Source organism: Cupriavidus sp. OTU4054 (genome assembly GCF_038440175.1).
GTDB lineage: Bacteria > Pseudomonadota > Gammaproteobacteria > Burkholderiales > Burkholderiaceae > Cupriavidus > Cupriavidus pauculus_D.
In genome coordinates this window covers 59,143-78,230 of the sequence record NZ_JASATF010000001.1, presented here as the reverse complement: position 1 = coordinate 78,230, position 19,088 = coordinate 59,143, and the positions used below count along the sequence as shown (strand labels likewise).

General features: G+C 68.4%; 22 protein-coding genes. 2 read left to right on the top strand and 20 right to left on the bottom strand.

What is annotated here, in order from left to right:
- Positions 1 to 166 precede the first annotated feature (166 nt).
- On the top strand, positions 167 to 973 hold the full coding sequence (locus AAHB16_RS00405) for a MetQ/NlpA family ABC transporter substrate-binding protein (RefSeq protein ID WP_150371863.1): 807 nt from the start codon (positions 167 to 169) through the stop codon (positions 971 to 973).
- 91 nt (positions 974 to 1,064) lie between these two features.
- Positions 1,065 to 1,196: a hypothetical protein gene (locus AAHB16_RS00400; RefSeq protein ID WP_263364759.1), complete on the top strand. Its 132-nt coding sequence runs from the start codon at positions 1,065 to 1,067 to the stop codon at positions 1,194 to 1,196.
- On the opposite strand, the gene AAHB16_RS00395 is transcribed toward AAHB16_RS00400, so the two are convergent.
- From AAHB16_RS00395 to AAHB16_RS00300, 20 genes are all read right to left on the bottom strand, one after another.
- Positions 1,193 to 2,758 (bottom strand): HAL/PAL/TAL family ammonia-lyase, encoded by a 1,566-nt coding sequence (locus AAHB16_RS00395; RefSeq protein WP_150371862.1) that lies wholly within the window; start codon positions 2,756 to 2,758, stop codon positions 1,193 to 1,195. The genes AAHB16_RS00400 and AAHB16_RS00395 overlap by 4 nt on opposite strands.
- 3 nt (positions 2,759 to 2,761) lie before the next feature.
- Positions 2,762 to 3,457 (bottom strand): 4'-phosphopantetheinyl transferase family protein, encoded by a 696-nt coding sequence (locus AAHB16_RS00390; protein ID WP_191002215.1) that lies wholly within the window; start codon positions 3,455 to 3,457, stop codon positions 2,762 to 2,764.
- Positions 3,457 to 3,906, bottom strand: coding sequence for an excinuclease ATPase subunit (locus tag AAHB16_RS00385; protein WP_150371860.1), 450 nt, complete (start codon positions 3,904 to 3,906; stop codon positions 3,457 to 3,459). Before AAHB16_RS00385 ends, AAHB16_RS00390 begins: the two co-directional genes overlap by 1 nt.
- A gap of 32 nt (positions 3,907 to 3,938) precedes the next feature.
- Positions 3,939 to 5,177 (bottom strand): beta-ketoacyl-ACP synthase, encoded by a 1,239-nt coding sequence (locus tag AAHB16_RS00380; RefSeq protein WP_150371859.1) that lies wholly within the window; start codon positions 5,175 to 5,177, stop codon positions 3,939 to 3,941.
- Positions 5,174 to 5,905: a 3-oxoacyl-ACP reductase FabG gene (gene fabG, locus AAHB16_RS00375; RefSeq protein ID WP_150371858.1), complete on the bottom strand. Its 732-nt coding sequence runs from the start codon at positions 5,903 to 5,905 to the stop codon at positions 5,174 to 5,176. The genes AAHB16_RS00380 and fabG overlap by 4 nt, the downstream gene beginning before the upstream one ends.
- Positions 5,902 to 6,381, bottom strand: coding sequence for an ApeP family dehydratase (locus AAHB16_RS00370; protein WP_223851450.1), 480 nt, complete (start codon positions 6,379 to 6,381; stop codon positions 5,902 to 5,904). The genes fabG and AAHB16_RS00370 overlap by 4 nt, the downstream gene beginning before the upstream one ends.
- Positions 6,378 to 7,568: a beta-ketoacyl-ACP synthase gene (locus AAHB16_RS00365; RefSeq protein WP_150371857.1), complete on the bottom strand. Its 1,191-nt coding sequence runs from the start codon at positions 7,566 to 7,568 to the stop codon at positions 6,378 to 6,380. The genes AAHB16_RS00370 and AAHB16_RS00365 overlap by 4 nt, the downstream gene beginning before the upstream one ends.
- Complete coding sequence (locus tag AAHB16_RS00360) at positions 7,565 to 8,056, bottom strand: DUF3261 domain-containing protein (RefSeq protein ID WP_223851449.1); 492 nt, start codon at positions 8,054 to 8,056, stop codon at positions 7,565 to 7,567. Before AAHB16_RS00360 ends, AAHB16_RS00365 begins: the two co-directional genes overlap by 4 nt.
- 119 nt (positions 8,057 to 8,175) lie before the next feature.
- Complete coding sequence (locus AAHB16_RS00355) at positions 8,176 to 10,554, bottom strand: MMPL family transporter (protein WP_342049757.1); 2,379 nt, start codon at positions 10,552 to 10,554, stop codon at positions 8,176 to 8,178.
- Positions 10,547 to 11,209 (bottom strand): outer membrane lipoprotein carrier protein LolA, encoded by a 663-nt coding sequence (locus AAHB16_RS00350; RefSeq protein WP_223851447.1) that lies wholly within the window; start codon positions 11,207 to 11,209, stop codon positions 10,547 to 10,549. Before AAHB16_RS00350 ends, AAHB16_RS00355 begins: the two co-directional genes overlap by 8 nt.
- Positions 11,206 to 11,622 carry an acyl-CoA thioesterase gene (locus AAHB16_RS00345; RefSeq protein WP_150371855.1) on the bottom strand — a complete coding sequence of 139 codons (417 nt, stop codon included), beginning with the start codon at positions 11,620 to 11,622 and terminating at the stop codon, positions 11,206 to 11,208. The genes AAHB16_RS00350 and AAHB16_RS00345 overlap by 4 nt, the downstream gene beginning before the upstream one ends.
- A complete protein-coding gene (locus tag AAHB16_RS00340; protein ID WP_150371854.1) occupies positions 11,619 to 12,581 on the bottom strand; it encodes an LpxL/LpxP family acyltransferase in 963 nt (320 codons plus the stop codon). Before AAHB16_RS00340 ends, AAHB16_RS00345 begins: the two co-directional genes overlap by 4 nt.
- 19 nt (positions 12,582 to 12,600) lie before the next feature.
- Entirely contained in the window at positions 12,601 to 13,353 is a 753-nt protein-coding gene (locus AAHB16_RS00335) for a glycosyltransferase family 2 protein (RefSeq protein ID WP_150371853.1), read from the bottom strand.
- On the bottom strand, positions 13,350 to 15,110 hold the full coding sequence (locus AAHB16_RS00330; RefSeq protein ID WP_342049756.1) for an AMP-binding protein: 1,761 nt from the start codon (positions 15,108 to 15,110) through the stop codon (positions 13,350 to 13,352). The genes AAHB16_RS00335 and AAHB16_RS00330 overlap by 4 nt, the downstream gene beginning before the upstream one ends.
- Positions 15,103 to 15,663, bottom strand: a complete 561-nt coding sequence (locus AAHB16_RS00325; protein WP_342049755.1) for a COG4648 family protein — start codon at positions 15,661 to 15,663, stop codon at positions 15,103 to 15,105. The genes AAHB16_RS00330 and AAHB16_RS00325 overlap by 8 nt, the downstream gene beginning before the upstream one ends.
- The gene (locus AAHB16_RS00320; protein WP_109582665.1) at positions 15,663 to 15,926 is read right to left on the bottom strand and encodes an acyl carrier protein; all 264 of its coding nucleotides are present in this window, start codon (positions 15,924 to 15,926) and stop codon (positions 15,663 to 15,665) included. Before AAHB16_RS00320 ends, AAHB16_RS00325 begins: the two co-directional genes overlap by 1 nt.
- Before the next feature lie 43 nt (positions 15,927 to 15,969).
- The gene (locus AAHB16_RS00315; protein WP_150371851.1) at positions 15,970 to 16,251 is read right to left on the bottom strand and encodes a phosphopantetheine-binding protein; all 282 of its coding nucleotides are present in this window, start codon (positions 16,249 to 16,251) and stop codon (positions 15,970 to 15,972) included.
- On the bottom strand, positions 16,238 to 17,023 hold the full coding sequence (locus AAHB16_RS00310) for a lysophospholipid acyltransferase family protein (RefSeq protein WP_150371850.1): 786 nt from the start codon (positions 17,021 to 17,023) through the stop codon (positions 16,238 to 16,240). Before AAHB16_RS00310 ends, AAHB16_RS00315 begins: the two co-directional genes overlap by 14 nt.
- Entirely contained in the window at positions 17,016 to 17,765 is a 750-nt protein-coding gene (locus AAHB16_RS00305; RefSeq protein ID WP_150371849.1) for a beta-ketoacyl synthase chain length factor, read from the bottom strand. Before AAHB16_RS00305 ends, AAHB16_RS00310 begins: the two co-directional genes overlap by 8 nt.
- A gap of 406 nt (positions 17,766 to 18,171) precedes the next feature.
- Positions 18,172 to 19,077: an AraC family transcriptional regulator gene (locus AAHB16_RS00300; protein WP_150371848.1), complete on the bottom strand. Its 906-nt coding sequence runs from the start codon at positions 19,075 to 19,077 to the stop codon at positions 18,172 to 18,174.
- Between the last annotated feature and the right edge of the window lie 11 nt (positions 19,078 to 19,088).

Genomic DNA, 19,088 nt, shown 5'->3' with positions numbered 1-19,088 from the left:
ACGTTATTACCGCGCTAGCTCCGGTCGAATCATGAGCGTACGTACGTGGCGCATATCGATAGCCGAACTTATTCATTCCCTGATGGCGTGGGCGTCCTTACCATCCGTGACGCCCTCGTGCCACCCGCGCGGGGGCGAGCCAATACAACGCCCTACAGGAGCCATCATGCATCGCCGCCGTTTGTTCCAACTGTTCACCGCCGCCGCTGTTTCCGCGCTGGCGGCGCTGACCGCCACGCAGGCCCTCGCCGCCGACCAGGTCGTCCGCCTCGGCACGATGAGCGGGCCGGACGCGCAGATCTGGGAGGTCGTGCGTACGGTGGCCAAGCGCAATGGGTTGGACATCCGCATCGTCGAGTTCAACGACTATGCGCAGCCGAACGCCGCGCTCGATGCCGGCGATCTCGACGCCAACGGCTTTCAGCACCAGCCGTTCCTCGACAGCCAGATCGAGGCGCGCCGCTACAAGATCGTCAATGTGGGCCTGACCTACGTAGCGCCGATGGGTTTCTACTCGAGCAAGTACAAGTCGCTGTCGGACCTGCCGGAAGGCGCGAAGGTCGGTATCCAGAACGATCCGTCGAACGGTAATCGCGCGCTGCGGCTGCTGCAGGCCAAGGGCGTGATCACGCTGAAAACCGCCGCGGGCAAGAACGCCACGCCGCTCGATATCGCCTCGAATCCGAAGAAGCTCAAGTTCGTCGAACTGGACTCGGCGATCCTGCCGCGTTCGCTGAGCGACCTCGCCGCGGCATCGATCAATACCGATTACGCGGTCAAGGCCAACCTGTCGCCGACGCGCGATGCCATCGCGATCGAGGACCTGCGCGGCCCGTATGCGAACCTGATCGCGGTGCGCGCGCAGGACAAGGACAAGCCATGGGTCAAGCCGCTGGTTGCGGCGTATCAGTCGCAGGAAGTGAAGGATTTCCTCGACAGGCAGTTCAAGGGCGCGATTCTGCCGGCGTTCTGATCCCGATCCGCATAAGCTCTCGCGGAATCGATCGTTCCCGCGATGTCCGCGAGCGCCTAGACTGAAGGCACACCCTCATGGAGCCGGCATCATGAAGGATCTGCTCGACTGGATCACCGCCGCGGGCGTCGTCGTCCTGATCTATGCGGCGCTGCGCTATCCGCTCTATCCGCCGCGCGAGTCGCGCGACGGCTGTGCCGACGGCAGTTGCCGCGAGGATTAAGCGTCCTGCCAGCGGCCCGCGCGCATCTGCGCCAGCAGCGCGCGAAGCTCGGATTCGAGGGCCCGGTCCCGCGTCAGCAGCGGAATCGCGGCCTCGAGCCGCGAGAAGAACGGCTGCAGCGGCTGCGGCAGCGCACCACCCATCTTCAGGCGTAGCCCGATGCCCTGACGCACGGCCACAAGCATCGCGGCCGCCACCTGTTCCGTCAGCTCCAGCACCCGCAGGCAATCGCGGCTCGCGATCGTGCCCATGCTGACCTTGTCCTGGTTGTGGCACTCGGTCGAGCGCGAGAACGCGGTCGCCGGCATGGTCAGCTTCAACGCCTCCGCCGTCCACGCGGACGCGCCGATCTGCACGGCCTTCAGCCCATGGTTCAGCGGCGCCTCGTCGCCGGTGGCGCCCGACAGGTTCGCGGGCAGGCCATTGTTGTAGCGCGTATCGACGAGCGTCGCCAACTGGCGGTCCATCAGATCCGCCACGCTGGCCACCGCCGTCTTGAGCGCATCCATGGCCAGCGCGACATGGCCGCCGTAGAAATGGCCGCCATGCAGCACGCGCTGCTCGTCCGGATCCACTAGCGGATTGTCGTTCGCGCTGTTCAGCTCGGTTTCGATCCATCGGCGCGACCAGTCGAGCGCGTCTTCGAGCACGCCGATGACATGCGGCGCGCACCGCAGCGAATAGCGGTCCTGCAGACGGCTCGCATGGCGCGGCGCGCGCGAATCGCCGAGCAGCGTGCGGATACGCGCGGCGGCGCGCAACTGCCCGGGATGCGGCTTGGCACGGAACAGCGTCTCGTCATAGTGATAGGGATTGCCATCGACCGCCGCGACCGCACCGGCGGTCAGCGTGGCGGAGAGCGCGGCAAGATGCGCGGCGCGCGACCATGCGAGGCAGGCCAGGCCCGTCATCACGGCGGTGCCGTTCATGATCGCCAGCGCTTCCTTGGGCCGCAGCCGCAGCGGCGCGCGGCCGATTGCCGCAAGCGCCTCGGCCGCCGGCTGGCGCCGTCCCGCGTAGACGACCTCGCGCTCGCCGCACAACGCGGCCGCGACGTACGACAGCGGCGTGAGGTCGCCGCTTGCGCCCACCGAGCCTTCGGCCGGAATGCAGGGCAGCACGTCATGCGCGAGGAACGCGGCGAGTTGTTCGAGCAGCGCCGGGCTGACCGCCGAATAACCCTGACACAGCGACGCCAGCCGTGCCGCGAGCACGGCGCGCGTCTCGTCCGCTTCCAGCAGCCGCCCGAGCCCGCAGCCGTGGAACGTGTACAGATGCACGGGTAGTTCCCATGCGCGGTCCACGGGCACCGCGGTTTCGCACGAGTCCCCGTAGCCCGTCGTCACGCCATAGATGCGGCCATCTTCCTCGAGCAGCTGATCGAGAAACGCCATACCGCGCGTGATGCGCGCGCGGAAGTCCGGCGCATCGGACAGCACGGCCGTGGCCTCGCGGCGCGCGAGCGCGACGATCGCCTCGATCGCGAGCGGTGTACCGTCGAAGACGACCTGCGAAGGCGTGACGGTGTTGTCGGGAAGGTCGGGTACGGTGATTTCAGACATGATTCAGCGGGAAGACGTGTGCCGCGCGAGCTTCCAGTAGCGCGGCGGGGGAAAGCCGGGGAGGGTGCAGGTGCCCAGCGCCTCGGCGCTGAGGGCGAGTACGTGACCGTCCAGTTGCCACGTGCAGGCATTGGCCCGCGGGGGATCGGTGGCCGCCTCGAGCTGCAGGGCGTGGCCCAGCATGGTGGCGAAGAGGCCGTCGCCTTCGCGCTTGAGACCGGCCTCCTTGAGCGTCCATGCGTGGAGGAAGCATTGCAGCGTGTCGGTGCCCAGATGCGCGGCCAGGGCCCGCCGCTCGTCTGCGGTCGTGACGGCATCGTAGAGCGCATCGAGCCCCTTGCGCGGCGTGCAGGCCTCCACGTCGATACCGAGCGGCGCGGTGCCGAGCGCGCACGCGACGAGGTCGCCGCTGTGCGACAGCGACAGCGTGGCGGAGGGAAAGGCGGAAGCGGTGGCGGGACCCGACACGCGCGGCGGCGCATCGTCTTCGGCCGTCAGCGTCCAGTCGTGCCATGATCCGCCCATGGCCTCCGACAGCAGCACGCGCGCCAGCCATCGCCCCGCGATGAACTGCGCGCGGCGCGTTGCGGCATGGGTCGACCGCACCCGCGCGCATTCGCTCTCGGACATCCATGTGGAAGGCGACGGCGCCTGCTCGGCAAGCGCCGCCACGCTCCCATGGCGGATCCGGATGGTCATTACTGTCCCAGTTTCGCGTACGTGCCCTTGAGCGCGACGCCGACCACGACCGCGCCGGCATGGCATTCGTACTCCGCGGGATTCGTCACCTCGTTCTTCTTGTAGTAGCTGACGATATCGATCACTGCGTTGGCGCCCTTGGACTTGGCGGTGTCCTGCAGCGCGACCAGCGCGGACAGCGCGGCCCAGCGGCAGCCATCCTCGTCGCTCTTGCCCACGCCGTTGGTCTTGCGGTTCGTCACGCCGGAGTCGAAGCGCTCGAGCACGGGCGGCGTGGTCTGACCCGCCAGGAAGAAGCGGAACGACGGGTCCAGCTTGTCTTTTGCCTCGGGCATCGACAGTACGTCCTTGAGCGGCAGCATGTACCTGGTGTCGCGCGCGTGAGCGGGCGAGGCCAGCAGTGCGGCGGCACAGGTTGCGGCGGTGAGCAGGGAAGCCGTGAGTTTCATCGATGGACCTTGTTATTGGTTGATATGGGATTTCACTCGGTATCTTCGTTCCAGCGGCGGAAGATCAGCGACGTGTTGATGCCGCCGAATGCGAAGTTGTTGCTCATCACGTACTCGGTGTCGAGTTCGCGCGGCGCATGCATGATGTAGTCGAGTTCCGCGCAGCGCGGGTCGGGCGTGCGCAGGTTGAGGTTCGGCGCGAACCATCCGTCGCGCATCATCTCGATGGTCATCCACGCTTCCAGCGCGCCGCAGGCGCCGAGCGTATGGCCGATATAGCTCTTGAGCGTGCTCACGGGCACGCCCGCGCCGAACACCGCGTGGGTGGCGTGCGACTCGGCAATGTCTCCATGGTCGGTGGCGGTGCCATGCGCGTTGATATACCCGATGCGACCCGCGTCGAGCGCGGCGTCTTCCAGCGCCAGGCGCATCGCCACGGCCATCGTGTCGGCCTTGGGCTGGGTCACATGGGCACCGTCGCTATTGGTGCCGAAGCCGACGATCTCGGCCAGGATGCGCGCGCCGCGTGCGCGTGCATGCTCGAGTTCCTCGAGCACCAGCGTGGCGGCGCCTTCGCCTAGCACGAGCCCGTCGCGTTCGCTATCGAACGGGCGCGGCGTGGTCTCGGGCGCATCGTTGCGCGTGCTCGTGGCGAAGAGCGTGTCGAAGACCGCGGCTTCCGTGGCATCGAGTTCCTCGGCGCCGCCGGCCAGCATGGCGATCTGCCGCCCGCTGCGAATCGCCTCGTATGCGTAGCCGATGCCCTGGCTGCCCGACGTGCATGCGCTCGACGTGGTGACGATGCGTCCGGTAATGCCGAAGAACACGCCGATGTTCACGGCCGTGGTATGCGGCATCATGCGGATATACGTCGTCGCGCTGATGTCCTCGGTCGTGCGCTCCGTGCGCATGCGGCCGAAATCGGCAACGGCCTCGGGCGTGCCCGTGGACGAGCCGTAGGCGATGCCAAGCTTGCCGCCCGATACCAGCGGATGGCCGAGCAGCCCCGCTTCCCGCAGCGCGGTTTCGCTCGCCAGCACGGACATCAAGGCCACCTTGCCCATCGAGCGCGTGGCCTTGCGCGTGTAGTGGGGCGGCAGCGTGAGTTCCGGTACCGGCGCGCCCAGCCGCGTGTTGAGGCCCTTGATGTCATCCCAGTCGGCCATGCGCACCACGGTGTTGCGGCCGGAGGCGAGCGACTGGCGCACCGCGGCCCAGTCATTGCCGAGCGCCGAGATGGCGCCCGCACCTGTCACGACGACGCGCTTCATCCGAACATCCCCCCGTTGACCGAGATCACCTGGCGCGTGATGTAGCCCGCGTCGCGCGACATCAGGAAGGCGACCGTCGCCGCCACCTCGTCGGGCGAGCCGAGCCGGCGCGCCGGGATCATGCGCAACGCTTCCTCGCGCACGTGCGGCTCCACCATATCGGTGTCGATCAGGCCCGGCGCCACGCAGTTCACCGTGATGTCGCGCTTGGCCAGTTCGATCGCGAGTGCCTTGGTGGCGCCGATGATGCCGGCCTTGGCCGCGCTGTAGTTGGTCTGGCCGCGATTGCCCACGAGGCCCGACACCGAGGACAGCGTGACGATGCGGCCAGGCTGGCGGCGCTGGACCATCGGCATGACCAGCGGGTTCAGCACGTTGTAGAACGCGTCGAGGTTGGTGTGGACCACATCGTCCCATTCCTCGCCCGTCATCGCCGGAAACGCCGCGTCGCGCGCGATGCCCGCATTGCAGACCACGCCGTAGTACATGCCGTGCGCCTCGATGTCGGCCAGCAGCACGCGCGAGGTTTCCTCGCGCTGCGAAACATCGAAGCTCAGCACGCGAGCCTTGCGGCCGCACGCGCGCGCCGCGTCGGCCACCGATTCCGCTTCATCGCGGCGCGAACGGCAGTGGATGGCCACGTCGTAGCCTTCGCGGGCCAGGCGCAGCGCGATGGCGCGGCCGATGCCGCGCGACGATCCCGTGACCAGAACCGTGGGATTGCTCATACCTCTTGTCCTTGCAGAAACGCCCGCGCATCCGCAGGCTGGAAAACGGAAACGTTCGCGCGCGCCACTTCGCGGCCGTCCATGTCGATGCGGCACGCAAACTGGCCAAGACCGTTGTCGCCGATCAGTTCGGGCCGTACGCTGACGGTCAGCGTGCAGCCCACGGGAAAGTGCGACAGGTCGCATTCATAGCGGCGGGAACCGAGCAGGAAGCCCATGCCGGGCGGCTTGCCGTCGCGCCGGTCCCGCATGCCGGACCATGCGGCGATAGTTTGCGCCATGTACTCGATGCCGACCCATGCCGGCATGCCGCCGGCGTCGGCGAACAGCTGCGTGGCGCGGACTTCGGCGCGCGCGATGCATTGCGCGTCATCGGCGAACACCAGCGCGTCGAGCAGCAGCATGGCCCCGCCGTGCGGGACGACCTCGCGCACCGGGGGTAGCGCGTTGGGCGGTGGAAGGTTCGACGTCATCATGCGGCACCCATGACCAGCGTGCAATTGCTGCCGCCGAACGCGAACGAGTTGCTCAGCACGTAGCGCGGCGCGCGGCCGAGCGTGCCACCGGGTTCCGCGACGTGCAGCGCCGGCAGCGCGCCGTCGGCGGCGCCATCCCACCAGTGCGGGGGCAACTGCCCGCGCGGATTTCCCGCTATCGTCAGCCACATCAGGGCCGCCTCGACGGCGCCGGCCGCCGCCAGCGTATGGCCGGTCAGCGGTTTGGTCGAGCTGACGGGCACATCGGTGCCGAGCAGGTCGGCGACCGCATGCGCTTCCATGACGTCGTTGGCGGGCGTCGCGGTGCCGTGCAGATTCACGTAGTCGATGGCGTTCGGCTCGATGCCGGCGGTGGCGATCGCCTGCCGCATCGCGAGGCGCGCGCCTTCGCCTTGCGGGTCGGGCGCGGAGACATGGTGGGCGTCCGACGATTCGCCCCATCCGGCCAGCCGTACCGGGCCTGCCTCGCGCGACATGAGGAACAGGGCCGCGCCTTCGCCGAGGTTGATGCCGTTGCGGTTCGCGGACAGCGGGTTGCAGCGTGCGGCGCTGACCGATTCCAGCGCCGAGAAGCCGGCCACCGTGAACGCGCACAGCGTGTCGACGCCGCCGGCCAGCACGATGTCGGCCAGGCCGTGGCGCAGCAGCCGCGCGCCGGCGGCCATGGCCTTGGCGCCGGAGGAGCACGCGGTGGAGATCGCATAGGCGGGGCCGCGCGTGCCGAGGACCTTTGCCAGCAGCAGGGCCGGCGAGCCAAGTTCCTGCTGTCCATAGTGATAGGAAGCGGGCAGCGTGCCGTGCCGGGACAGATGCTGGATCGCGCGTTCCCCTTCGTGGATGCCGGAGGTGCTGGTGCCGATGATCACGGCGACGCGCGCGGGGCCGACACGCGCGATGGCGGCGTCCACGGTTTCGCGGATCTGCGACAGCGCGTCGAGCAGCATCATGTTGTTGCGGCTGCGATACGCATCGGGCAGCGCGCTCGCAAGCGAAGCGTCGTCAGAGAGGTCTGGCACCGTGCCAAGCAGCAGTGGCCGCCCCGTGCTGTAGCGGTCGGTGACTTCGCCGATGCCGGCGAGGTCGGTCTTCCACATCGCATCGCGCACGGCGTCGCGGCCGCGGCCCAGTGCGCAGGTCACGCCGACGGTATCGAGAAAAGCGGTCATTGGTCGGCTCCGGAAATGGCAGCGGGCAACGTGCGGATGGTCAGCCGATAGCCATCGCGGCGCTGCTCGATCAACGTGGTGGCGGGGTCGGGATAGCGAATGTCCACCACGACCTCGTCGCCCTGGCGCAGACGCCGCTGCGCGGGCGCGTCGTCGAGGGTCCAGCCCTGCGGCAGCGCGCCACGAATCGCCTCGGCGGGCCATACGGATAGCTGGAGGTCGCTGAGGATGCGCTCGGGTTGCACGGTATCGGGCGTCCACGGGGAGCGCGTGATGCGCAGATCCGCGCCATCCCAGTCGAGGCGCGCGAGCACCTGCCCACCGCCTATCGCGGCAAGCCGCGTGTGCCGGGCGTTGGCTTCGAGCAGAACCTGCAGCTCGCGATGCTCGCGCCGGCCTGCGTGCATGAAGTCCGCGGAGATCGATTGCTGCAGCGTCAGCGCACGGCCCAGCGAGGCGGGCGGCAACCGCAGCAGCGGCACGGGCATGGGAGCCCCAGGGGGTGCGCCAGGTGTCGAGGCCATGGGCGCGGCCGAGCCCGGTCCGGCCGGGCCCGCGCAAGCGGCCAGCCATGCCGGGACGAGGAGGGCAAGCAGCGTCGCCCGCCTCATGGCCGGAACCACGGTGACAACGCCCACACCGCCCCCACCCCCGCAAGCATGGTCACGCCGAACGCGTGCAGCGCGGGCGTCGAGGACAGCGCAAGCAGCCCGAAAGCCAGCAGCGTGCTCGCCGCGCCAAGCACGATCGCCGTCCACGACACCCCATCCCCCGGATGCTCCAGCAGGAAGATGCCATAGTCCACCCCCACGCCAAGCAGCAACGCAAGCGCCAGTACAGGAAACAGCTGAAGCGGCACCTGCAGCCACCCGAGCAACGCCACACTGCACAGGCCCGCCAGCAACGTCGGCACAAGCGCGCGCCACGAGGCCCGGCCATAACGCCACGCAAGCAGCACCGACACCGCGACCGCCCCGGCCAGCAGCAGCCACGTCATCAGCACCCGATAGTGATGGAGCAGACCGGTGAGATCGGCAATGCGATCGGCATACTCGACCCCGGGCGACCCCGACACCGCCGCCTCCACCGCGCTCGCGGCAGCCGGGTCCGCCAGACCGCGCAGCAGCACCACGCTGGCATAGGGCCCTGTCGAATGACCTTCACGGCCCAGCCACAGATGCCGCAGCGCCGCCGACACCGGGCTCGCCAGCCAGGCCGACAGCGTCAGGACATCGTTCGGCTGCGCATCGTCCGACGGCATGGCCACGCGCGTCGTGCGCAAGGCCTTGGCCACCCGCTCGCGCACCGCTTCCTCGAGCGGCCCCGTCAGCGCGGCATCGGCACGCTGCGTGGCAGCCGAGGGCACCCAGTCGGACAAGGCGATGACACCATCGAGACGACCCTGCGCAACCAGCCCGCGCAGCCGCGATTTCACGGCTTCTTCGCGCTCGAGCACCTGATCGGGCGAAGCACCGCGCACCAGCAGAAACTGCGTCGGACTCGGGCTGCCGAGCAGACGGCCGACCGTGCGCTGCGCATCGACCAGATGCGCGGGCGAGTTCTGCAACTGCCGCACATCGTCCACCACGCGCACCTGCAGCAGGCCGCTCACGATAAAGACCGCAAGCGCCGCCCCGGCGACAAGCGTGGGCCGGTCCATGCGCGCGCGCGGCCAGCGCGCAAGCCCGCGCGTCAGCCATTCGGACATCCGCGTCGGGCGCAGGCGGCCGCGGTCGAGGAGCGGAAACCAGAGCACCACGGTCAGGAACGCGGCAACGAGACCGACCGCCGAGAACAGCGCCATCTGCCGCAGGCCGGGGAACGGCGCCACGCCGAGCGCCAGATAGGCTACGACGCTCGTCGAAAGCGCGAGCGCCATGCCCGGCAGCAGCAGCCGCATCGTGCTGGCCGGCGAGCGGTTGCCATTGGCCTGCCGCGTCACGAAGTAATGAATGCCATAGTCTTCCGCCACCCCGACCAGGCTGGCACCGAACACGAGCGTGATCAGATGCACGCGATCGAACACGATGGCCGTCACCGAAATCGCGGCCGCGGTGCCGATGGCGAGCGACAGCGCCACCAGCACGATCGGGCGCATCGAACGAAATGCCAGCCAGACCAGCAGCAGCACCGCGGCCAGCGAACCGAAACCGATCACGTTGATCTCGAAGCTCGCGCGCGCCGCCGCCGCTTCCGCATGCAGCGGAATGCCGGCCGATACCACGCGAACGCCCGCGTTGTCCCGCCGCGCGCGGGCTTCCGCCGCGGCAAGGAGGTCGCCATAGTCGGTGTCGCCCCCGACCGAAAACGCGGGCTTGCCAATGCGGTACGTGAGCAGAATCCACTGCATGCCGTCGGCGGTGAACGAAGGCAGCCCGTCGCGCTCGCGCACGCGCGTCACGTCCGCGCGCGCAAGCCACCAGTCCTGCCAGAGGCCGAGCGGATCCGCAGCCCAGCCCGTGAGCGCGGAGCCCGAAGAAATCTGATAGAGGCGGGCCAGTGCCTGCTGCGACAACGCATCGGCATCGGCGTGGGTCAGTTGCGCGCGTTGCGCGTCGGTCAGCAGCCGGCCGCGCCATGGCCGATAGAACGCCAGCGCCGCATCGAGGTCGAACGTGCCGAGCTTGTCGATGGGCTTGAGCAGTTCGGGATGCGCGCCCGTGACCGCGCGAATGCCGTCCGCCGCGTGGCGTGCCGCCTGCCAGTCCGGGGCCCCGACGAGCACCACGACCTCGCGCGAGACATCCTCGGCGAGCTGCCGCAGCACGCGGTCCGCCGTGGCCGTGCGCTCGCTCGACGGCAGCAGGGCCATGATGTCGGTATCGACGCGCCCGTCGCGCCAGAAATTCGCCTGATGCCAGCCGAGCGCGAGCACGGCCAGCAGCCAGAGGACCGCGAGCACCCGCGCGAACGGGGACATCGGCACCAGGGCACTTGCCCCGGTATCGGCAACACCGGCGGAGGCGTGGTGAATCGGCTTACTCAAAACGCTGTGCCTCCGCCGCGGAAAGTTGCGGTGACGCGGTGGGATCGATCAGCCGGATCTGCGTGGTATCGCCGCCGGCCTCATCCATGCGGATGCTGCGCACGAAGCGGTCGCCGGACAGGTCGATGCGCGTGAACGCGCGGCGGATTCCCGCATCCGTCGGCGTGAGCGTCAAGGCCCAGCCGTCCTTGCCCGTCTTGCGCGCGTCCACACTGAAGCGCGGCAGCAGCGACGAAAAGTCGCCGCGCAGCAGCGCGACCATCGATTCGCCCAGAATCCGCATTGCGGGCTGATTGTCGGCCGCCATGCGCTGCTGCACCTGTCCATCGGCACCGCGCACGACGAGCTGCGTCGGGGTGACGACGAGGCTCGACGCCACCGGTTCGCGCGTGGTCCACGCGAGCCCGTGCTCGCGCGCGAGCACGAAGTCGCCCTTCGATACGAGGGGCGTGGCGAATCCCGCCAACTGCCGCCGTTGCTCGAAGCGGCCGCGAATGACCGGTGCATCCGAGAGCCGCGCGGTGATGTCGTGCAGCGTGTCGGGGCCTTTTCCGGACGTCTTCTCCGCTGCCACGGCGAGCGTGCCCGTCCCCGCGAAAGCAACGCACGCGGTCATCGCCAGCACGATCGCGCGGCGGTCGACGATCCGGCTCATGGCTTCACTCCCAGCCGCTCCCACAGCACCGGCGGGCACTCGTAGCACATCTCGCCGGTCTGCATATCGACGGCGACCTGCACCGAGTAGCCCTTGGTCAGGCGCTCGCCCGTGGCGGCATCGCGCAGCAGGTAATCGATCTTGAGCCGATGCTCCCATTCGACGATCGTCGCGCGAACCGTGACGCTCTGGCCATAGACGATCGGCCGCACATAGCGCAGACGCAGGTCGACCACGGGCCATGCATAGCCCGAGTCGCGCATGGCGGGGTAGTCATACCCGAACTTCTGGAGCAGGGCGGTACGCGCCAGCTCGACGTAGCGGGCATAGTTGCCGTGCCACACCACGTTCATCGGATCGAGGTCGTGGAACGCGGGGCTCAGCGTAATGTCGTGACTCAGTACTGGGTTCATGGGTTCGGGCTTGCCCAGAAGTCGTAGAAGTTGAACCAGTCGTATGGCGACTGCACCAGCAGCCCCTCCAGCCATGCGGCATAGGCGCTCGCATGATGGGCCAGGGCTTCGGTGCGCCGCGCGCGGGGCAGGGCCACTTCGCGCGCCAGTTCGGTAAAGCGGAGCAGATGGCCGTCGCCCTGCCGGATGCATCCCATCGCGAACAACGGGCAGTCGAGCAGCGCGGCCAGCACGTATGGACCGATCGGAAACTGCGCGGGCGCGCCGAGAAACGGCACGGTGACCGTGCGTCCACCGTGGACGGGAATACGATCGCCCGCGATGGCCACAAACTCGCCCGCGTTCACACGATCGGCCAGTTGCTGCGCGGTCGCCGGCGTGATGTCGTCGATCTGCAGCAACTGCAGCGTGCTGTCGGCATCGAGCCGCGACAGCATGCGGTTGAACCGCTGCGCATGCGCGGTGTGCACGAGCACGGTCAGCCGCAGTCCCGCGCGCTTCTGCGCGAGCGCGCGGCAGAGTTCGAGGCACCCCATATGCGCGGTGACGATGATGCCGCCACGCCCGGTGTCCAGCTGGCGCTCGAGCACCTCGACCCCTTCGCGCGCGACGTTCTCGAACGGATAGCGGCCGCTGATGGCCAGCAGCTTGTCGAGCAGCGTCTCGGCGAACGCGTACAGGTGCCGCAACGTATGCCGCGCCCCGGGTACGACGTGGTCGCCCGCAGTCCGATGCAGCCGGCGCAGATAGTCCAGCGACGCGCGTCGCGCCACCGGCCGTGCCAGCCAGTAGTACATCACCACCGGATAGAGGGCCACGCGGAAGACCGAGCGGCCCAGCACGCGATGCACGGCATAGAGCCACCAGATACCCCATACGCACGTCGCTTCCCCAATGCGGCTCCAATGGCGCGCGCCATCCCGCGAGGCAGCGAGGTTGTCGGGGGCAAGGGATCGCATGGCCGTCGTCTCCGTGTGCTCAGGCGAGCTTGCGCGCGAGCAGCATCGGCAGCCTGCCGAGCATGCCGAAGAACAGTCGCGTATGCATCCACGAGATGCGCACGTTGTCGCGCCACATGCGGAAGTGCGAAACGCCATCGCTCGGATAGGTCACGGGCGTGGCGATATTCAGCACGGAGATGCCGCGCCACACCAGATGCACGAGCACCTCGGTGTCGAACTCCATGCGCGGGCCGATGCGCGTCGTGCGCGTGAGCGGCACCACCGCGGCAAGCGGATAGACACGCAGCCCGCACATCGAATCGCGGATGGCGAAAGAGAGCGTATGCACCCAGACCCAGACGTGCGTGACATACCGGCCGATCAGCCGTCCGCGCGGCACCGATGCGTCGTAGAGCGGCGTGCCGCATACGATCGCCTCGGGGTGGCGCCGCGCGAGGTCGAAGAACGCCGGAATGCAGTCGGCATCGTGCTGGCCATCGGCGTCGATCTGCAGGGCGTGCGTATAGCCCGCCTGCCATGCGGCATCGAAGCCTGCCATCACGGCCGCGCCCTTGCCCTGGTTGCGCGGGAGGCGAATCAGCGTCACACGGCCGTCGGCGCGTGCCGCGAGGTCGCGCAGCACCGCCGCGCAGGATGCGCTGCTGCCATCGTCGATCAGCAGGCACGGCACGGGATGCGCGAGGATGGCATCGACCATCGCACCGATCGCGCGTTCGTGGTTGTACACGGGCACCAGCACCACGGGGCGGAAGTCGGCTGCGGCGGTCATGCGGGGCTCCGGAATGCGACGCGCCCGCTCGCGTGCGGGCCCGCGTCGGAGGTCAGGCGGAAGGCCAGCGCGTGCTTGTCCGCATGCCATTCGAGGTCCATCCGTACCTGCATGCCCGGGCGAATGATGCCCTGGAACTTCAGCACGTCGAGCCGCATGAACGCGGTGCGCGACGGCACGGGCAGCGCCTGCGGGGCCAGCGTCATGACCCAGTCGACCTGGGCGACACCGGGCACGATCGGCGCGCCGGGAAAGTGCCCGTCGAACACGGCCAGATGCGCATGCACGTCGAGCATCGCCGCGGCCTTGCCGGGTTCGCGTTCGATCCAGGTCACGGACGGCAGCGTCTGCCGGAACAGGTCCCGCAACGCGGCGTCGGTCGTCTTGCCCTGCGTATTGGCGGGCAGGTCGTCGCGCGTGGCATGCCAGCGGCGCGGCACGGCGAGCGGGTCGACGCTGCCGGCCAGCGATGCCTTGAGCGCGGCAATCCATGCCGCGCGGCCGCGTTCCGCCAGCGCGGCATCGCCTTCGTCGGTCAATGCAAGTGCCGCGGCCACGCGCGTGCCGACGGGCAGGTCCATCAGCAGCACGCGCGCCTCGCGTACCCATGGAGATGCCACGAGCGCCTGCTCGATGGCGGTCAGCGAGATACGCTTTTCCTCGATCTTCGCGACGCGATCGGCGCGGCCCTGCAGCACGAAGCTGTCGTCCGCGTCGGCGTAGGCGAGGTCCGGGCAGACGTACCAGCCCTCGTCGGGCAGATGCGGAGAACGTACCGCGAGGAAGCGGTCCTCGATGCGCCATGCGACGCCCGGCAGCGGCGTCCAGCGGTCGCCATGCGCGGCGCGCTGGCGCCACGCGATGCCGCCGGTCTCGGAACTGCCGAAGACTTCGATCGGCGACTGGCCCAGTTGCCGCAGCGCGTCGTCGGCCGCGGCGGGCGGCAGCGGCCCGCCGGAAGAGAACACCGCGCCGACGCGCTCGCGCACGGGTCCCCAGTCGAGCCCTTCGGGCAACCGGCGCAGATGGGCGGGGCTCGTGACAAGCACGGCCGTCCGCGGCATCGCACCGCAGCGCGTCACGAGTTCCTCGTTGAACGCCAATCGGTCATCGGGCAGCGGCCTGCCCGCGGCAAGCGGCCACAGCACGCAGAACAGCAGCCCATAGATATGCTGATGCGAAACGGTGGTGAGCACGTGCGCGCCGGCGGCGAGGCGCGCGCCGAATGCAGCTTGCAGCGTGGCCGTCTCGGCGTCCAGCTGTGCAAGCCGCTTCTCGATCGCGGTCGGCGTGCCGGTCGAGCCCGACGTAAACAGCGTGATGCCCGCGTCCTCGGGCAGCGGGAGCCAGTCCAGCGGGGGGGAGCCATATGCCGGCGACGCCGTCGAGGGGGAGGGCACAAGGCCGCCCGGCATCTCGCCGGCCCAGCCATCGGTATGCGCGCGCAGCGCATCGAGCGTATCGGCGCGGAGGTCGCCCGGCAGCACGACGTGCTTGCCCGCGTGCCATGCGCCGAACAGGGCCGCGGCAAATTCTTGCGGCGACTCGATGTACAGGGCCCACCGGCGGCCCGGCGCCGCGGCGAATGCCGCGCGCCACGCGGCCGTGCTCGCGAGGAGCGAGGCGGATTGCGTCGGGTCTTGCGTCTGGTCTTGCGTCGGCTCTTGCGCGTGGCCGTGCGCGGTCCGCCGTGCGAGCGCGCCCATCGCGCCGCGCACACCGTGCCACGCGCCGTCCGTCGTTCGCACCTCAGGCATGTCCATTCCTTTGCCCGCTCCCCGCCATGACGCGGCGCCGCACGAGCCACTCGCCACCGAACATGGTGCCGATCAGCACATAGGCGATCGCGCCGTTATAGAGCGCCCACGTGGCGTCATCGGCAAACAGCGCGGTCAGCAGCGCCATGGCGCCGTTGCAGCAGAAGAACACGCACCACGCAATCGTGACCTTGCGCGTGTAGGCCACGCCGGCCGGCGGCAAATCCGGTTCCCGCAAACGTGCGATACGTTCGACCACGGTCGGCGGATGCCACAGGCTCCAGCCGAAGAGCGCGAGCATCAGCGCATTGATAAAGACGGGATAGAGCTTGAGCGGCATCGCGTCGCCCGAGGCGAACACCACGAGCGCCACGGCGCCGGCGGCCAGCGCCATGGCGCGCGCGCCGGCCTGCCTGCCGGTGGCGAGGCGCAGCACCAGCATGGCGATCAGGAAGAGCGCCACGATGCGGGGCGGCCAGTACTGGAGCCCCACATAGACGACAACCGGGTAGCAGAGCGTCATCGCTACCAGGCCGATCTTGCGCCACGACATCAGGCCGTCGCGGAAGTATCGGAGTCGATCAGCAGCGCAAGCGCTTCCACCACGTCCTGAATGGTACGGACGGACTTGAAGTGCTCGGGCTTCAGGGGCTTGTCGAGCATCGGTTTCAGTTTCACCAGAAGGTCCACCGCGTCGATGCTGTCGATGTCGAGGTCTTCATACAGGCGCGCGTCGGGTCGGATGCGGTCCGCATCGATCTCGAAGGAGTCCTGGAGCACCGCGGAGATCCGCGCGAAGATTTCGTCGTGAGTCATGGCCATGCCTGCCAGCTGGATAGTGTCGGGGGTGCCGGGCGGTTCAGGCCGCCTGGCTCTCGGAGCGTTCGTTGCGATGGGCGCTCACAAAGGCGGCAAGGGCCGCCACGCTCGCGAAGCGCGCGCGGACCTCGTCCTTGTCGCCGCTCATCGTCACGCCGAAACGCTTCTGCAGCGCCAGTCCCAGTTCCAGCGCATCGATCGAATCGAGCCCGAGCCCTTCAATGAACAATGGTGCATGCGTATCGATGTCCGCCGGGGCGACTTCCTCAAGCGCCAGCGACGTCACGATCAGTTCCTTGATTTCTTGTTCAAGCGCCTCCACGGCGTACCTCCCTGGAAAAATATTCTGTCAGTGCGTGCGTCACGGCGCGCACCGCCATTGCATCATCGGCTCCGGCGGCGAAAAACTGAGTGGGATCGAGATCCTCCTGCACGTCGACCACGAACCGCGGCCGGCGCACCGGGACGCGATACCACTTGTCGCCCTTGCGAAGCAGCGGTGGCGCGCAACGGATCACCACCGGTGTCAGATCGAACCCGCCGCGCACGGCGATGTTCGCCACGCCGCGCTGCAGCCGGATCTGGCCGTCGGCGGGCGTGCGTGTGCCCTCGGGGAAGATGAGCAGGTTGTTGCCCGCGCGCAGCGAGTCGATGCAACCCTGCACCATCGTCACGCCCGAATCGTTGAGCACGTAGCCCGTCGCCCTGACCGGTCCGCGCGTGAACGGGTTGTCCGCCAGCGCTGCCTTGACCACGCAATCGGTGCGGCGCGTCAGCGCGATCAGCAGCACCACATCCACGAGCGATGGATGGTTGGCCACAATCAGCAGGCCCTGTCGACGCAGGCGCTCGGCATTGCGCACTTCGCAGCGGATGACGCCGGACGTGCACATCAGCCAGACGAACAGCCGGAATGCGTAATGCACCACATCCTTGCAGATGCGCTTGCGGCGCGTGGCGCTCCAAGGTAGCAGCGCGAGCACCGGAAACACGAGCACGCGCAGCAGCAGTCCACCGAGCCCGAAGCTGGAGAAGCACAGGCCCGTGGCACAGGTACGCCACGCACGTTCTAGCGGCATCAGATGCTCAGTCATGAAATTTCCACTTCCACATCGTGTTTTCGCCGCGATGGGTCAGCGAATCGTCACCGGCCAGCACGAACCGCAGCACGTCGAGCCCATGCGGCAGGCCTGAGGCCGTTTCGACCGGCGCCTCGTCCGTCGGCGCCAGCGTGTAGTGCGGCTCGCCTTCGGCGGGCAGGGCAAGGCGCCAGCACCACGCGTACAACGCCTCCGGTTCGTCCACGAACGGCGCGTAGGGCGCGGCCAGCGGCGCTTCGTAATACGCCAGCAGCACCTCGGCGGCGCCATCCGCCAGCAGGCTGCAGCACTCGAACACCGCCGTCTCCACCGTATCGCGTCCCGCGGAAAGCGCGAGCAGGTTGGTGCGGTCCGCCAGGTCGATCGAGCGGATCGCGCCAATCGCGTTGTGGACGGACAGGCCGAACGCGGTCGGCGACAGCGGCGCTGCCGCCGCCAGTTCGTTCAGCATCGGCACCAGCCGTTGCGTATCGCCGTGCCGCGAACAGAAGACGGCCGGCACGGGGCCTGCTTCGCCCACCTCGCGTGCTTCATCCACGGCATAAACGGGCGCGAGCGCCACGCGCCCAAGCGGCGGCACGCGCCGCCGCAGCATCGGCGCGACTTCCGCGAGCGCCGGCACCTGCGGGGCCGCCGGCGGCAGGACCGGCGCCTGGCTCCACGCGCGCCATGCCTCGGGGGTATCCAGCCCGCCGGCCCATGCCGACCAGCCGCGAATGGCGAACTGCGGCGTCATTGTGGGTGGCACCCCTGGAACGGACGGTTTCCGCAGCGAATCATGATGCGAATCAACGGCAAATAACGGTGGAACAAGGGGTTATGGCGGAAGCGTGGGGCGCCATTTTACTCAATCGACACCGTGCCAAAGTCGAAAATGTTGTTACTGTGGCAAAAATGCTTGTCTAAATATGACGAAAACCGCCAGCCCTCGATGCACCAACGTTCACAGGGCACCGACGATTCGGAAGATAAGCGACGTTCGATGAATATGAACGGGGGTTGAAGTGGCGCACCCGCAACGTAGACTGGCGTTACAACTCGCGTGGGGTGGACAACAATTAGGGTTTTTGCGACTTCATTGCGACTGGATTTGTGGTCGCAATTTATTCCATTCGGGTTAATTCCGATCGCCCGCGCAAATGTCAGCGATTGACCCGCCGCCATGCCGCGGGCGCCGCGCCCACGACCCGTCCGAACGTCCGCGTGAAATGGCTCTGGTCGGCGAAACCGCACATCTGGGCGATCTCCCCAAGCGGCATCGTCCCTCTGGCGAGGTAGTGCTTTGCCAGCTCGACCCGCTGCAGCACCATCCAGCGATGGGGCGGCATGCCCATGGAGGCGCGGAAGGCCTTGGCGAAGTGCGCCCGGGACAACCGGCAGGCGCGCGCGAGCGTGTCGAGCGAGATCTCGCCGTGGAGGTTGGCCAGGATCAGCTCTTTCGCCGTCCGCTCCTGCCACGGCGACAGGCCCGGGTAGACGCGGCGTGACGGCACGTGCACGCCGCCGTACGACTGGACCAGATGGGCCCGCAGCGCGAGCGCCATATGATCGACGAACAGCGTCGAGGCCTGCTCCGGATGCGCGAGCGCGGGCAGCAATGCCCGGCTCAGGTGGTGGACGACGGGATCGGGCGTCGCCAGATGAGGCGGGCAGTGCAGGCGCTGAACGGGACGGGTGCCGAGATCGTTCGCGGTTTCGTCGAGCGCGGACTGCGGGATATAGAACTGCATGCAGTCGTACTCGCCGATGAGGTCCGCCACCCAGTTGCGCTCGAGATCGTAGATGGCCAGCGACCCGGCGTCGAACGGCACGTGCGGCGCGGCCCGGCCGGCGAGCCACAGGTTCTGCTCGCCGAACGGACGCAGTTGCAGGACGACGAGGTACGAGGGTTCGCGCTCGTACGGGTCCGTCAGGCCGGAGTTGCGCCGCGTGCTACGGACCCGCGAGATGCCGATGGGCGCGTAAGGCAGCGCGTGGCTGACGATCGTCTGCGTGACCTCCGCGTGCATGTGCGCGGAGAACTCCCAACTCGAACCCTGTTCTTCCATCTGCCGTCCGG

Bases quoted from the DNA above. Each gene is read 5' to 3' on its own strand.
- AAHB16_RS00405 (WP_150371863.1), top strand. From the start codon at position 167: ATGCATCGCCGCCGTTTGTTCCAACTGTTCACCGCCGCCGCTGTTTCC.
- AAHB16_RS00400 (WP_263364759.1), top strand. From the start codon at position 1,065: ATGAAGGATCTGCTCGACTGGATCACCGCCGCGGGCGTCGTCGTCCTG.
- AAHB16_RS00395 (WP_150371862.1), bottom strand. From the start codon at position 2,758: ATGTCTGAAATCACCGTACCCGACCTTCCCGACAACACCGTCACGCCT.
- AAHB16_RS00390 (WP_191002215.1), bottom strand. From the start codon at position 3,457: ATGACCATCCGGATCCGCCATGGGAGCGTGGCGGCGCTTGCCGAGCAG.
- AAHB16_RS00385 (WP_150371860.1), bottom strand. From the start codon at position 3,906: ATGAAACTCACGGCTTCCCTGCTCACCGCCGCAACCTGTGCCGCCGCA.
- AAHB16_RS00380 (WP_150371859.1), bottom strand. From the start codon at position 5,177: ATGAAGCGCGTCGTCGTGACAGGTGCGGGCGCCATCTCGGCGCTCGGC.
- fabG (WP_150371858.1), bottom strand. From the start codon at position 5,905: ATGAGCAATCCCACGGTTCTGGTCACGGGATCGTCGCGCGGCATCGGC.
- AAHB16_RS00370 (WP_223851450.1), bottom strand. From the start codon at position 6,381: ATGATGACGTCGAACCTTCCACCGCCCAACGCGCTACCCCCGGTGCGC.
- AAHB16_RS00365 (WP_150371857.1), bottom strand. From the start codon at position 7,568: ATGACCGCTTTTCTCGATACCGTCGGCGTGACCTGCGCACTGGGCCGC.
- AAHB16_RS00360 (WP_223851449.1), bottom strand. From the start codon at position 8,056: ATGCCCGTGCCGCTGCTGCGGTTGCCGCCCGCCTCGCTGGGCCGTGCG.
- AAHB16_RS00350 (WP_223851447.1), bottom strand. From the start codon at position 11,209: ATGAGCCGGATCGTCGACCGCCGCGCGATCGTGCTGGCGATGACCGCG.
- AAHB16_RS00345 (WP_150371855.1), bottom strand. From the start codon at position 11,622: ATGAACCCAGTACTGAGTCACGACATTACGCTGAGCCCCGCGTTCCAC.
- AAHB16_RS00340 (WP_150371854.1), bottom strand. From the start codon at position 12,581: ATGCGATCCCTTGCCCCCGACAACCTCGCTGCCTCGCGGGATGGCGCG.
- AAHB16_RS00335 (WP_150371853.1), bottom strand. From the start codon at position 13,353: ATGACCGCCGCAGCCGACTTCCGCCCCGTGGTGCTGGTGCCCGTGTAC.
- AAHB16_RS00330 (WP_342049756.1), bottom strand. From the start codon at position 15,110: ATGCCTGAGGTGCGAACGACGGACGGCGCGTGGCACGGTGTGCGCGGC.
- AAHB16_RS00325 (WP_342049755.1), bottom strand. From the start codon at position 15,663: ATGTCGTGGCGCAAGATCGGCCTGGTAGCGATGACGCTCTGCTACCCG.
- AAHB16_RS00320 (WP_109582665.1), bottom strand. From the start codon at position 15,926: ATGACTCACGACGAAATCTTCGCGCGGATCTCCGCGGTGCTCCAGGAC.
- AAHB16_RS00310 (WP_150371850.1), bottom strand. From the start codon at position 17,023: ATGACTGAGCATCTGATGCCGCTAGAACGTGCGTGGCGTACCTGTGCC.
- AAHB16_RS00305 (WP_150371849.1), bottom strand. From the start codon at position 17,765: ATGACGCCGCAGTTCGCCATTCGCGGCTGGTCGGCATGGGCCGGCGGG.
- AAHB16_RS00300 (WP_150371848.1), bottom strand. From the start codon at position 19,077: ATGGAAGAACAGGGTTCGAGTTGGGAGTTCTCCGCGCACATGCACGCG.